Annotated in this window: 17 protein-coding genes; 11 read left to right on the top strand and 6 right to left on the bottom strand. The window is 31.3% G+C overall.

Annotated features, from left to right (window positions below):
* Positions 1–2: 2 nt before the first annotated feature.
* Both ACTPNM_RS03620 and ACTPNM_RS03615 read right to left on the bottom strand, forming a co-directional pair.
* Positions 3–860 (bottom strand): universal stress protein, encoded by an 858-nt coding sequence (locus ACTPNM_RS03620; RefSeq protein WP_440120662.1) that lies wholly within the window; start codon positions 858–860, stop codon positions 3–5.
* A gap of 16 nt (positions 861–876) precedes the next feature.
* Entirely contained in the window at positions 877–1263 is a 387-nt protein-coding gene (locus tag ACTPNM_RS03615; protein ID WP_274640936.1) for a hypothetical protein, read from the bottom strand.
* A 201-nt stretch (positions 1264–1464) separates the two neighbouring features.
* On the opposite strand from ACTPNM_RS03615, the gene ACTPNM_RS03610 reads away from it, so the two are divergent.
* The gene (locus ACTPNM_RS03610; RefSeq protein ID WP_440120661.1) at positions 1465–1926 is read left to right on the top strand and encodes a hypothetical protein; all 462 of its coding nucleotides are present in this window, start codon (positions 1465–1467) and stop codon (positions 1924–1926) included.
* 6 nt (positions 1927–1932) lie between these two features.
* On the top strand, positions 1933–2256 hold the full coding sequence (locus ACTPNM_RS03605) for a hypothetical protein (protein ID WP_440120660.1): 324 nt from the start codon (positions 1933–1935) through the stop codon (positions 2254–2256).
* A 21-nt stretch (positions 2257–2277) separates the two neighbouring features.
* Here ACTPNM_RS03605 and ACTPNM_RS03600 read toward each other — a convergent pair whose 3' ends face one another.
* Positions 2278–3822, bottom strand: a complete 1545-nt coding sequence (locus tag ACTPNM_RS03600) for a patatin-like phospholipase family protein (RefSeq protein WP_440120659.1) — start codon at positions 3820–3822, stop codon at positions 2278–2280.
* Positions 3823–3850: 28 nt separating this feature from the next.
* A complete protein-coding gene (locus ACTPNM_RS03595) occupies positions 3851–4441 on the bottom strand; it encodes a riboflavin synthase (protein WP_440120658.1) in 591 nt (196 codons plus the stop codon).
* Between the two features lie 63 nt (positions 4442–4504).
* On the opposite strand from ACTPNM_RS03595, the gene pdxA reads away from it, so the two are divergent.
* The 9 genes from pdxA to ACTPNM_RS03550 all read left to right on the top strand — a co-directional run bounded on the left by pdxA (position 4505) and on the right by ACTPNM_RS03550 (position 11718).
* Positions 4505–5539 (top strand): 4-hydroxythreonine-4-phosphate dehydrogenase PdxA, encoded by a 1035-nt coding sequence (gene pdxA / locus ACTPNM_RS03590; protein ID WP_440120657.1) that lies wholly within the window; start codon positions 4505–4507, stop codon positions 5537–5539.
* Between the two features lie 74 nt (positions 5540–5613).
* Positions 5614–6150 carry a YceD family protein gene (locus ACTPNM_RS03585; protein ID WP_440120656.1) on the top strand — a complete coding sequence of 179 codons (537 nt, stop codon included), beginning with the start codon at positions 5614–5616 and terminating at the stop codon, positions 6148–6150.
* A gap of 8 nt (positions 6151–6158) precedes the next feature.
* A complete protein-coding gene (rpmF, locus tag ACTPNM_RS03580) occupies positions 6159–6353 on the top strand; it encodes a 50S ribosomal protein L32 (protein WP_047789948.1) in 195 nt (64 codons plus the stop codon).
* Between the two features lie 150 nt (positions 6354–6503).
* Positions 6504–7499 (top strand): beta-ketoacyl-ACP synthase III, encoded by a 996-nt coding sequence (locus ACTPNM_RS03575; RefSeq protein ID WP_099214636.1) that lies wholly within the window; start codon positions 6504–6506, stop codon positions 7497–7499.
* 23 nt (positions 7500–7522) lie between these two features.
* Positions 7523–8005, top strand: coding sequence for an acetyl-CoA carboxylase biotin carboxyl carrier protein (gene accB, locus ACTPNM_RS03570; RefSeq protein ID WP_440120655.1), 483 nt, complete (start codon positions 7523–7525; stop codon positions 8003–8005).
* An 89-nt stretch (positions 8006–8094) separates the two neighbouring features.
* Entirely contained in the window at positions 8095–9435 is a 1341-nt protein-coding gene (accC, locus tag ACTPNM_RS03565; RefSeq protein ID WP_440120654.1) for an acetyl-CoA carboxylase biotin carboxylase subunit, read from the top strand.
* 69 nt (positions 9436–9504) lie between these two features.
* Positions 9505–10743, top strand: a complete 1239-nt coding sequence (locus ACTPNM_RS03560) for a 3-deoxy-D-manno-octulosonic acid transferase (RefSeq protein WP_440120653.1) — start codon at positions 9505–9507, stop codon at positions 10741–10743.
* Complete coding sequence (locus tag ACTPNM_RS03555; protein ID WP_440120652.1) at positions 10743–11303, top strand: YeeE/YedE family protein; 561 nt, start codon at positions 10743–10745, stop codon at positions 11301–11303. The genes ACTPNM_RS03560 and ACTPNM_RS03555 overlap by 1 nt, the downstream gene beginning before the upstream one ends.
* A 1-nt stretch (position 11304) precedes the next feature.
* Entirely contained in the window at positions 11305–11718 is a 414-nt protein-coding gene (locus ACTPNM_RS03550) for a DUF6691 family protein (protein WP_440120651.1), read from the top strand.
* Positions 11719–11760: 42 nt separating this feature from the next.
* Here the strand turns inward: ACTPNM_RS03550 and ACTPNM_RS03545 are convergent, their stop codons facing one another.
* Together ACTPNM_RS03545 and ACTPNM_RS03540 are read right to left on the bottom strand one after the other, a co-directional pair.
* On the bottom strand, positions 11761–13071 hold the full coding sequence (locus ACTPNM_RS03545; RefSeq protein WP_440120650.1) for a hypothetical protein: 1311 nt from the start codon (positions 13069–13071) through the stop codon (positions 11761–11763).
* 60 nt (positions 13072–13131) lie between these two features.
* Complete coding sequence (locus tag ACTPNM_RS03540; protein WP_440120649.1) at positions 13132–13944, bottom strand: helix-turn-helix domain-containing protein; 813 nt, start codon at positions 13942–13944, stop codon at positions 13132–13134.
* Between the last annotated feature and the right edge of the window lie 2 nt (positions 13945–13946).

Here is a 13946-nt window from a genome sequence, read left to right as displayed (position 1 = left end):
TTTTAGTTTCTTAAATCATGTAACACCAACACAGGTACCTTTAACTTATACCCTATTTCCTTTACTAATGGTTTAGAAAATATAGTATCAAAAAATGCGTGCTTTTTATTTATAAAAGCTACCATATCACTTTCTCTACTTTCTACAAAACATTTTATTGCTGTAGACACTGTTACACAAGATAATGTATGAAATGAAAATTTTAACCCTTCAAAATATTCATTCAACATTTCTTTGTGTTCTTTTTGATTTTCATCTATATCTCCATTATTAGTAATATGTAATACTCTTAAAGATGCATTACAAGCTCCAACTATATCTATTAAATACTCTAATTCTCTTTTTTTATAATGTGTTCTGTAACTAGTAGGAAAAACAATTTCTTTGGGTATTTGCTTCTTAGCTTTTTTTGGCACTACTAAAACAGGACAATTACGAATCTTCTCCATTATCTGTATTGCATTACTTCCAAATACAGAACTACTATCATTAGTTAATCCTTTCGTTGCCATTACAACCATTTCTATATCTTTTTGCTCCACTATTTCCTCGGTTGCACTCAATAGTAATTTATTTTCCAGTGAGATATAATCAAACTCATGAAAAGGATTCCCTTCTTCTTTTGACGCTATTAATTTTGATATTTTATTCAGTCCTTCTAATGATTTTTTCTTTGGCTCATCATACCCTTTCTCTCCTGGCTGAGGAGGAACCAAATCCTCTATTAAATTATACGTTGTCTTAAAAATATTTAACACATAAAAGCTACATCTTTCAGTTCTAAAAAGCTCTAAAGCATATACGATTGCATTATATGATGCTTCAGAAAAATCGGTTAGTAGTAAAATCTTTTTTTTCATTTCAATTAAAATTCAGTTAAAAAGGAACCATACCATAAGCTTCATTCAACAAAAACAACCCTAAGAAAAACAACAACACATATATGGCCTGTATAAACTTTAAATTGGTTTGTTTTAGCAACTTAATAGTTTGCTTAGGAAAAGTAAATAGGATAACACCTTTAATTAAAGCCAACCAACCAAATAGAGTTACTAACAATTTAATATTCGCCTCCCATATATTATGAGCCAATACATTAAGTAAGCCTATTATAATTGCAAACAATGAAAGAATAATTAAAAACCGAGCATCCTGTAAATTATCAACTATTTGTTTTACTCTTTTAGGATTAAAACTCAGTACAAAGAAGAAAATAATACAGTACCATCCCCAGAACTTTAGTAAAAAGACTGACACATCCATAACTTATTAATTTACACCTTACCCAAAGATACAAATATAACTTGTTGATTTTCATGACTTTTATCATGAAAATGATTAATAATTATATATTAAAGTAGTTATTCCTGAAAAACACTTCTTTTTTCTGGGTGTTTTTTCCCTTTATACATGATTCGTAAAGTATTAAATTTACTAGCTTTAAAAATTAACCTAACTTATAAAATGAAAAACAACAAACCCTTCTTTATTTTAATGCTTATTACTGCTTTTATTTCTTCTTGCAGTATTCTCAAAACAGCTCCTTATGATCAATACTCATTTCAAAAAACTATTGAAATAAAAATAGACGCTACTCAACTCATAGAAAAAGCTGAAAACTCTTATCAGGAAAACAGCAAGGAAATTGAAGAGTTACAAAATGAGATTGCCAAAATTGTTGAGTACGAAAAGTACAAACCTAACAACGAGATAACCTATAAAATGTGGTTATTATTAGCAGACCAAGACAAAAACTTACTTGCTGGCTTTTTAAAACGATGGAAAGAAAAAGACAAGCTTTCACCTTTTTTTATTACTGAAGCTAAAGGACAAATAACTGAAGCTCTCAACCTTTTACTACAGTATGAAAGTAAAAAAGAGCCTGCTACTAAAAATCAATTATTACAACTTCTTTCAAACAATTAATCTGCTATGGATTTCGAAAAAATATTACAAGAATTAAAAAAATCATTAGTCTCATTATTTAGTGAAAAGTTTGGTGAGTTTTCACAAGAGTCAAAAAAAGACATTGAACTATTTTTAAATGAATCAAAGGACAAACTAGAAAGATGGGCTTCTTTATTAGCACAAGGTAAACTTACCTTAGAAGATTTTGAATGGCTGGTAGAAAGTCAAAAAGATTTATTTAAAATGAAAACTTTACAAGCTGCTGGGGTATCAAAAATAAGCTTAGGACATTTTAAAAACAAAGTTGTTAAAACTATTGTTAGCACTATAAAAACCTTAGTTTTTTAAACATAAAAAGACCATGAATATTTATTTGTTCATGGTCTTTATTTTTCCTTGACGTTCTTCAACTAAAAATTTGGGGTTTTCTTGAAATTTCTTCCAAAGAGATAGTAATTCTTTAAAAATAGGCATTTCTATAGCTCTATCTCCGTATTGAATAATTAGATATGACAACAAGTTATAACAGGCTGTATACTCTCCACAAGCAATAACAGTATTTAACATATCATTTACTTTATCTTTTTTCGTAAACCATAAAGTAGTACCAAATGATGTACTTTTATGTGAATTTTTAATAATTGCTTCACTTATTTCGCCTGTATGCTTCATTATCTCTTCCCAACCTCTCTCGTTCTCTGGTCGAGTTGTTTGATTCCCTGAAGCATCTTTACATCGTAGCTCATACACTGTAGATGTGATTATTTTATTAGGAAAAGTACTATAAATAGCGTTTGCATGTTGTCTTCTATCATTTTTAAGAAAAACCACACTTGCCATTCGAACCAAAGATTTTGCTCTGTTAAGTATATAAAAACCTACTCTTCTTGGTGGTAAATACAATCTTTGATCTACACCTGTTTCATTTTGCATTAATTTGGATAATGAGAAAAACAAAAAATGAATAAATACCAAAAAAGCTAATATTACAACGCTTATCGTATACCAAACCATCATTTTTTGCACTCCAAAAAATACAGTAGCTATCAACACAAACAATAAAGTAAAAGCACTAGATACATAAGACACATATTTACTAAACCATGAATCGGAAGCAAACTTAAAGCCTTCTCCAGGATATGGTGAAGAAACATCGCACAAGAAATATAAATCATGACGTTCGGGTTTCCCTTCACATTGATTCTGTGCTTCTGACACAAAAACAGAAGCTCCTTGATTATCTACAATACCACCATCCATCAACCCTACTTCTTCTAAATCATTGTGCTTTGGAGTAAAGTCATACGGAAACCCCATCGGCTCAAATCCTCCTGGAAAAGCTGTGGAAGCTGCGATTACATCTCCTAACTTTATATCATCTATTACTCCTTTATATTTGCTATGTACCTTTCCGTTTCCAAACCTTTTTTGATTCCCTTTAATATTTTGAAATCTAAACTGATGTGTACTATCAAAATCCGTAGCATTAAAAACGACTCTTTCTAAGTGTGTTTCACCTTGACTTATTACATCTTGAACTTGCCCTAGAGTTGCTTGATTTGTTAGTTTATTATATTCTATAGCAAAGGCATTAATCGGATTCTTTCGCTTGTGCTTATTCTCTGGCTGATTCCAAATTAACTGCCATCTTAAATGACTCAATGCATTACTTGTCAACTCATCTTTTGCTAACCATTTATAGTATTCATCAAAAAAAACTTGAAAATCTTTTCCTTCAATTTGAGATTGCGCATACTTAACCCCAGTAATTGTTCCTCCTGAAACTGTAGAAATAGCTTTTACATTTTCTAACAATCCTACTTTTTCTAATAACGATAATGTTCCTAAAGAAAAACAAGCTGCTCTATATCCTCCTCCTGAAAAACATAAGGCTATAGATTTAAATACCTCCATAGTTTTAGTTCAATTTTATACTTTCAAGCTATGCTCTTAAACCATGAAGTCTAGCAACATATTTACCAATTACATCAAATTCCAAATTAACTTTAGTACCTATTTTAAAGTTTTTAAAAGTTGTATGCTCATATGTATATGGAATAATAGCTACACTAAATTCATCCTTTTTAGAATTTACCACCGTTAAACTCACCCCATTAATTGTAATTGAACCTTTTTCAATAGTAACATTTGTACCATCAAAATCATATGAAAAAGTAAACACTGTACTTCCTTCTGCATCTTCTATGCTTTTACATCTACCTGTTCCATCTACATGACCTTGTACAATATGTCCATCTAATCGAGCTCCTAACTTCATTGCTCTCTCAAGATTTACTTCATCTCCTACTTGTAAATCACCAATATTCGTTTTGTCTAACGTTTCTTTAATCGCTGTAACAGTATACTCATCCTTATCAATTGCTACAACTGTTAAACAAACACCGTTATGTGCTACACTCTGATCTATTTTTAATTCATTGGTTATTGTACTTTTTATTGTGAGGTGTAAATTTTCTTTTTCACGCTCAATACCTTTAACAATTCCAAGAGTTTCTATTATTCCGGTAAACATTCTATAAAAATTTAGTTACTTTTGTTAGCATCAAAAATACAACTTTACCTACGAAAGTAAACTATGGATAAAGCTAACAAAATTATTGTCGGAATTTCGGTTGGGGACATCAACGGAATTGGTATCGAAATTATCTTAAAAACATTTGAAGACAAACGAATGCTTGATTTTTGTACTCCTGTTTTATTCGCTTCAAATAAACTAATTTCATATCATAAAAAGGCTTTAAGACTTAATACCAATATCCATGGAATTGCTTCTTTAGATAAACTTGTACATGGAAAGGTTAATTTATTAAATAGCTGGAAAGAAGAAGTTAAAATAGATTTAGGTAAGATTACTGAAGATGGAGGTAAATTCGCCTTAAAATCATTACAAGCCGCTGTTGGAGCTTTAAAAAATAATCAAATAGACCTTATTGTTACCGCCCCTATTAACAAAGAGAATATTCAATCTGAAGAATTTAAATTCCCAGGTCACACAGAGTATTTAGAAGAAAACTTTGATGGAAAAAGCTTAATGATTTTAATGACTGATGAATTACGTATTGGTTTAATTACGGGTCATATTCCTGTATCTAAAGTAGCAGAAGCAATTACTCCAGAACTAATTAAGTCTAAAGTTGAGATCATGTACAACTCATTAAAACAAGATTTCAACATTAGTAAACCTAAAATTGCAGTATTAGGATTAAATCCACACTGTGGTGATAATGGAATAATTGGCACCGAAGACGACGAAATTATTCGTCCAACTATTACAGAAATTAAAGAATCCGGTAAATTAGTTTTTGGTCCGTATGCAGCCGATGGTTTTTTTGGTTCAAAAACCTATGAACAATTTGACGGAGTTTTAGCCATGTATCACGATCAAGGTTTAGCTCCTTTTAAAGCTTTATCGTTTGGAAATGGTGTAAATTTCACTGCTGGTTTGAGCAAGATAAGAACCTCCCCTGACCATGGAACTGGATTTGATATTGCAGGTAAAAATAAAGCCAACCCTACGTCTTTTAAAGAAGCCTTATTTACCTCATTACAAATATTTAAGAACAGAAAAGAGTATCAAGAACTTACAAAAAACGCATTAAAAGCAAAATAGTTCATTTTTTTTACTCAAAACATAAAAGTAAAAACATTTTTTATATCTTTGCACGCTCAAATTGATAGTTGTAGATGAAAGACTTAAAACAATTCAACATACCTTTTGTAGGTTTAAAAGAAGGAAGTCATTTGTTTGAATATCAAATTGACAAAACGTTCTTTGAAGCATTTCAGTTTGACGAGTTTAACAACACCAACGTAAAAGCTGATATTACATTTGTTAAAAAAAGTACTTTACTGGAGCTATCTTTTAACATAAACGGGACAGTTAATGTTCCTTGTGATATTACTAATGAATTATTTGACTTACCAGTTAATGGTAATTTAAATTTAGTTGTTAAGTTTGGACCTGAGTTTAATGATGAACACGATGAAATTTTGATACTTCCACACGAAGCTTATCAAGTAAATGTATCTCAATACATATATGAGTTAATTGTGTTATCAGTACCTAGCAAAAGGATACATCCAGATGTTGTTGATGGTACTATGCAGTCAGATGCTTTGAGAAAATTAGAAGAATTAAGAATAAACGAAGAAAAAACTGTTGAGGAAGAATCAACAGACCCTAGATGGGATAAATTAAAGGATTTACTAACAGATAAATAAGACATAAAATGGCACATCCAAAGAGAAAAATATCTAAAACTAGAAGAGATAAGAGAAGAACTCACTATAAAGCTTCTGTACCTCAAATAGCTGTTGATCCTACAACTGGAGAAGCTCATTTATACCACAGAGCTCACTGGCATGAAGGAAAACTTTATTACAGAGGTCAAGTAGTATTAGAAAGTGCTGCTGCTGAGGCTTAAAAACTAGTTTAAAAAATTAAAAAACCCTCTACTTTGAGGGTTTTTTTATGTTTTTACATCAAAAAATACTCTTTTTGATGTTTTTTTCTATAAAAAAGTGAAATAATTTTCATTACTTTGAAAACTCGTTTTACTACAAAACAAACAACTATGACTAAAATAACTGCAGCTATAACAGCGGTAGGAAAATATATTCCAGAATATGCTCTAACCAATAAAGAGCTAGAAACAATGGTGGACACCAATGATGAATGGATTACTACCAGAACAGGAATCAAAGAAAGAAGAATCTTAAAAGGTGAAGGTCTTGGAACTTCTTTCATGGCTATAAAAGCAGCAGAAGATTTACTTCAAAAATCAAACACAAAACCTGAAGATATCGACATGGTAATTGTAGCAACCGCTACTCCAGATATGCCTGTAGCTTCAACAGCTGCTTATACTGCGTCTAAGATAGGAGCCGTAAATGCTTTTTCTTACGATTTACAAGCTGCTTGTTCAAGCTTTTTATACGGTATGTCTACTGCCTCAAGTTATATTGAAAGTGGTCGATATAAAAAAGTATTGTTAATTGGTGCCGATAAAATGTCATCAATTATTGATTATAGCGATAGAGCTACTTGTATCATATTTGGTGATGGCGCGGGTGCTGTTTTATTTGAACCTAATAACGACGGTTTAGGGTTGCAAGATGAGTATTTAAGAAGCGACGGAATTGGTCGTGAATTCTTAAAGATTGATGCAGGTGGATCAATTTTGCCAGCATCAGAAGACACTGTTAAAAATAAACAACACTTTGTTCACCAAGAAGGGAGAACTGTATTTAAGTTTGCTGTTTCTAACATGGCTGATGTTTCTGAAAAAATGTTAACCAGAAACAACTTAACAAAAGATGATATTCAGTGGTTAGTACCACATCAAGCTAATAAAAGAATCATCGAAGCTACTGCAAATAGAGTTGGCTTAGAAGATGATAAAGTAATGATGAATATTCATAAGTACGGAAATACTACTTCTGCTACTTTACCGTTATTGCTTGCTGACTATGAAAAAGAGTTGAAAAAAGGAGATAATTTAATTTTTGCTGCATTTGGTGGTGGCTTCACATGGGGAGCTATCTACTTAAAATGGGCATATAACTCATAACTAAACAACTAAAATTTAGGAAAATGGACATTAAAGAAATTCAAAGTCTTATAAAATTTGTAGCTAAGTCAGGTGCAAGTGAAGTAAAGCTAGAAATGGAAGATATTAAAATCACCATTAAAACTGGAAGTGATACTCCTGAAACTACTATTATTCAAGCTCCTGCTCCTGCAGCAGCTCCACAAATGATAGCCCCTGCTCCTGCTGCACAGCCAGCTACTCCAGCTGCAGCCCCAGTAGCAGCTGAAACTACAGACGACTCAAAATATGTAACTATAAAATCACCTATCATTGGTACTTTCTACAGAAAACCTTCTCCAGACAAGCCTAATTTTGCTGAAGTAGGAACAGAAGTAAAAGTTGGTGATACTGTTTGTATCATTGAAGCAATGAAGTTATTTAACGAAATTGAATCAGAAGTATCTGGTAAAATCGTTAAAGTATTAGTGGATGATTCTTCTCCTGTAGAATTTGATCAACCATTATTTTTAGTAGACCCATCATAATTTTTGGTTTAGAAGTTTTAAGTTTAGAAGTTTAGCTAAATGCTAAACTCTTAAACAACTAAACCCAATAAACTCATAAACTAAAAGACATGTTTAAAAAGATATTAATTGCCAATAGAGGCGAAATCGCGCTACGTGTAATTAGAACCTGTAAAGAGATGGGTATTAAAACAGTAGCTGTATATTCTAAAGCAGATGCTGAAAGTTTACACGTACGATTTGCTGATGAAGCTGTTTGTATTGGGCCTGCTCCAAGTAGCGAGTCTTATTTAAAAATGGATCGTATCATTGCTGCGGCAGAAATTACAAACGCTGACGGAATTCACCCAGGATATGGTTTCTTAGCTGAAAATGCTAAATTCTCAAAATTATGCGAAGAGCACGAAATTAAGTTCATCGGAGCTTCTCCTGAGATGATTGATAGAATGGGAGATAAAGCAAACGCTAAAGCTACCATGAAAGCTGCTGGTGTACCATGTGTACCAGGTAGTGATGGTGTAATCACTACTTTTGAAGATTGTGAAAAAATCGCTGTAGAAACAGGGTATCCTGTTATGTTAAAAGCATCTGCTGGTGGTGGTGGTAAAGGAATGCGTGCTGTTTGGAAAGCTGAAGATTTAAAAGATGCTTGGGATTCTGCAAGACAAGAATCTAAAGCAGCATTTGGAAACGATGATATGTATATGGAGAAGTTAATTGAAGAGCCTCGCCATATCGAAATTCAAGTAGTGGGTGATGCTTACGGTAAAGCTTGTCACTTATCTGAAAGAGATTGTTCAGTACAACGTCGTCACCAAAAATTAACTGAAGAAACTCCTTCTCCATTCATGACAGAAGAATTACGTGATGCTATGGGAGCTGCTGCTGTTAAAGCTGCTGAGTACATTAAATATGAAGGTGCTGGTACGGTTGAGTTCTTAGTAGATAAACATCGTAATTTCTACTTTATGGAAATGAATACTCGTATTCAGGTAGAACATCCTATTACTGAAGAAGTTGTTGATTACGATTTAATTCGTGAGCAAATTTTAGTTGCAGCTGGTGTGCCAATTTCTGGTAAAAACTACAAGCCACAATTACACTCAATAGAATGTAGAATTAATGCAGAAGATCCATATAATGGATTTAGACCTGCGCCAGGAAAAATAACCTCTTATCATGCGCCAGGTGGTCATGGTGTTCGTATCGATACTCACGTATATGCAGGATATATGATTCCACCAAACTACGATTCAATGATTTCTAAGTTAATTGTTACTGCACAAACTCGTGAAGAAGCGATTAACAAAATGAAGCGTGCATTAGATGAGTATGTTATTGAAGGTGTAAAAACAACTATTCCTTTCCACAGACAATTAATGGATCATCCAGATTACGTAGCTGGTAATTATACCACTAAGTTCATGGAAGATTTTGAAATGGAAAAATAACATATTTCAACATAGAATAAAAAATCAGTGAGTAACTTCACTGATTTTTTTATTTCATAAATTCGCATAATGAATTTTTTATACAATTTACTTCTTGCCATAGTATCTATCTTACTTCCAATTGTAGCTTTATTCAACAAAAAAATAAAGCTGTTTTACCAAGGGAGAAAAGAAACGTTTTCTAAACTCGAAAGTATTTCTAAAACTGATAAAGTAGTTTGGTTTCATGCTGCTTCTTTAGGAGAATTTGAACAAGGAAGACCTATTATTGAGGAGTTGAAAGAGCTCTATTCAGATTATAAAATTGTGGTTACATTTTTTTCTCCTTCAGGATATGAGATCAGAAAAAATTATCCATTAGCCGATGTTATTTGCTATTTACCTTTGGACACTAAATCGAACGTTAAAAAATTCATCAAACTAGTGCATCCTGATGTAGCTATCATGATTAAATATGAGTTTTGGCCTAACCTCCTTTCTGAATTAAAAAAGCATGGTGCTCCTACAATTTTAATTTCAGGAATTTTTAGAAAAAAACAATCCTTCTTTAAATGGTATGGAGGTTTTATGCGTGGAAAATTGACGGCGTTTAATCACTTTTTTGTGCAAAACGAAACTTCTAAAAACCTATTAAATTCTATTGATTTTCACAACGTAACCATTGCTGGTGATACTCGATTTGATCGTGTATATGATATTTTACAACAAGACAACTCTTTAGAGTTTATTTCTGAGTTTAAAAACAGTCAGTATACCGTAATTGCAGGAAGCACTTGGAAAGAAGATGAAGAATTGATTATCAATTACATTAATAATAACGCTACTGATGACGAAAAGTTTATTATTGCTCCACACAACATCAACCAAAAACAGATTAAAGAACTACAGAGCTTAATCAACAAGAAAACGATTCTTTTTTCTGAAAAAGAAGAAAAACTGCTATCCAATTATCAAGTTTTTATAATTGACACAATTGGGTTACTTACCAAAATTTACTCTTATGCTGATGTAGCTTACGTAGGCGGTGGACTCGCTACTGGTTTACATAATATTTTAGAACCAGCGACATATGGTGTTCCTGTTATTTTTGGTGGTAATAAATACAATAAGTTTCAAGAAGCAATTGATTTAGTTGAAATAGGAGGTGCAAAGACCGTTACAAATACTAACGAATTTTCTAGTAATTTTGCTTTATTGAAATCAGGCAAAAAACTAAGAGAGCAAATGGGGAATGTTAACCACAATTACATTTTAAAAAATGTGGGGGCAACAAAAACCATTATCACTTATTTAAAAAACATATTATAATGGATTTTATATTACAACCATGGCCTTGGTATGTATCTGGGTCACTTATTGCTATAGTACTTTTTTTGTTTTTTTACTTCGGAAAAAATTTTGGGGTATCAACGAATTTAGAAACTATGTGTACCATGGTTGGTGCAGGTAAAGTTTCTGATTATTTTAAGAAAGATTGGAAAGAGCGTGACTGGGCTATTTTCTTTTTAGTTGGTTTATTAATTGGAGGTTATATCGCTATAAACTTTTTATCTTCTACATCAGGAGTTGACTTAAATCCAACAACTATAAATGAATTAGCTGATTTGGGGTTTGCTGATGCAGGAGAAACCTATGTACCAAATGAAATCTTTAGTATTGATAATATGTTAACCCCAAAAGGCTTTGCTATTTTATTAATTGCAGGACTTTTAATTGGTTTTGGAACTCGTTATGCTGATGGTTGTACTTCTGGTCATGCTATTACAGGGTTAAGCAGCTTTCAATTGCCTTCTTTAATTGCTGTAATTGGTTTTTTTATTGGTGGTTTAATTATGATTTGGGTGCTATTCCCTTTAATATTTGGTTAAAATGAAGAATTTAAAATTTTTAGTTATAGGTATAGTTTTCGGAATTATTTTGTCTAAATCTGAAGCAGTTTCTTGGTATCGAATTTATGAAATGTTCAAGTTTCAATCTTTCCACATGTATGGTATCATTGGTTCTGCTGTAGCTATCTCTGCTATATTTATGTATTTCTTTAAAAGTGGAAAAATTAAAGATTACTTAGGGAACCAAGTTAACGTCAAAGAGAAAAAGAAAGGTTTTATTAGAACTTTAGTTGGCGGTACTATCTTCGGATTAGGCTGGGCTTTAGCAGGCGCTTGTCCTGCTCCTATTTTTGTTTTGATTGGACAAGGAATACTCCCAATGATTATTGTGCTCTTAGGAGCTCTTATAGGAGCTTTTATTTATGGTGTAATAAGTAAAAAATTACCTCATTAATATATAAAAAACCTTGGACAATATTCATCCAAGGTTTTTTTGTTACTTCGTCGTTATATCTATAAGATATGGTTTTAATGGATACCCTTCTTTAGATTGAAAAAAATCAGTTACTAAAATTTGTTGTTTAAGTTTTGGTTTTAACTCAATTTCATAAAACAATTTAGTTCTATCTTCCGACCATCCTTTAAAACTTGTCACACTTAACAAATTTGGCTCTCCTAACGGACCTAATCTTAGATTCATTATTTTTTCATTCATTGGTTTAGAAAATTCAATAGTCAATGTTCTTATAGCTGAATCCACATCAATGTCATTATTCTTAAATTCTTTTATAGAAACGACATAAGGTCTATGCTTTTCATTTTCTTTTCTTATTTCAGAAATTGGTTTATCAAAAAAATTAACTGAATCTACAAATTCAATGATGGTTTCGTCACTACTATAATCTAATTCTATCAGTTTTTTTATTGCCAAGTTTTTATCTTTATCAAAATCATTATAGTATTTTTCAGCTATTTTATATCCAATAAAATACCCCAAATCTCTCTGATTAAATTTATTTGGCATTGAACTCCATAACCAATACGAATTAGTTTTATTAAACATTTCAATTTCAAATTGATCTTTAATAGCTTGAGTATTTTTCTTACCATACTCTAGACCTTCCATACTTGACTTTTCTCCTAAAGCTTTTTCAGCAACAAACTCTGCTACTCCTTCATATAAGCTTGCTACTAATAAACTCTCTTTAAAAAAAGATTTTTGTTGTGTGTGAATAAACTCGTGAACTCCTGTAAACTTTACATTATTAATTGGATTTGTTTTTTGAAAAGTTTTTACATTATCTAGGCTTTTTTCGAACTCAGAAGTATTAATATTTTCATCTAACATTTGCATATCTACACCAAAAATCACTAAACTATCTACAGCTGTTCCTCCAGTTCTAAATGCTCCAACAGTAAAGTACACTTTAGCGGGTTTAAAGTCTGGATAAAATAGCTTTAACTTTTGTAGCCCATTCTCTATCTCTGAACTGAAACCTTTACTTTTTAAGGTGTTTTCTCTAATAGAGTTCCAAAATTTTGGGTAATTATTAATGTTTTCAATATACTCTTGGGGAGTACAATTTCTAACTTTGAACATTGTTTTTTGCCCAATCGAAGCTTTATCTATAAACTCTTCTTTTAAATATTTAAGTTGTAAAACAGAGTCCTTTGTAGTAATTATTTTATCATACGCTTTCCAATAATTATCCACATCTTGTGTATAAACTAATTTTTCCTTTTCTCTCTTACTACAGGCTAATAGCACTAGTAATACTACTGTAGCAATTGCATATATTTTTTTCATAATTCTTTTTAAAATTATCGCAAATATATTTTTAAAAAGTAAATGAAAATTGTAAAAAAATTACCCTCTATCATACATCCAATTAATTCCTTGTTCTTCTTTATCTACTTTTTTAAAAAAATCTTTTGGAGTATAACCTGTTAAAGATTTAAAATCTTTTATCATATGAGATTGATCAAAAAAATTCACTAACAAACTAAGGTTGGTTAAACTAAAGTCCATTTTTTTATCGTCTTTAAACTCCTTTAAAATATTTCGAAATCTTACTATTTTTTTAAACTCAACTGGAGTTCTTTTTAAGTATAGTTTACTATGTTTAATAAATGTTTTTGGGCTAATGTGATTTTCTTTTGAATACTCTAAAACTGTTTTATCAACACCTCGGTACACATCTTGAACAAATGTTTTTAAAAAAGGATGCTCAAACTTATTTAATTTTGACAGTAAATATCCTTCGATATTATCTAGAAAAGTATTTGAGTTAACATTAAAAAGCTCAGCTAACTTAAAGCTATCATTTCCAATGAAACTATCTAAAGAGAGGTCATTATGATTTTTTAGGAAAGACTGAAATCCTAGAGGTTTAAAAACAATCGATATCTCTTTAAAACTCCCTAAACAATTTACTCTTACTGGTTTTGTATACGAAGTTGTTAAGTCATAACTTATTTCCTCAACTGGACAAGGCTTGATATTTATATTATCCTCTTGGTACTCTATTTTAGCACCTTTTATAATAGACAATACAGTATTATGAATAGGAAACACCAAATAAGTTGTTTTTTTATCAACTTCAATTTCTTCTGTAAAATAATAGAATTCTATATATTCTTTTAAGCTTTGATCCTTAGGTTTAAAAACTTTCAAACTCATTA

It is taken from the genome of Tenacibaculum sp. Ill, from assembly GCF_051938915.1.
GTDB classification, from domain to species: Bacteria; Bacteroidota; Bacteroidia; order Flavobacteriales; family Flavobacteriaceae; genus Polaribacter; species Polaribacter larymnensis.
The sequence above is the reverse complement of the archived record's forward strand: the minus strand, read 5'-3'. Positions and strand labels throughout refer to the sequence as shown.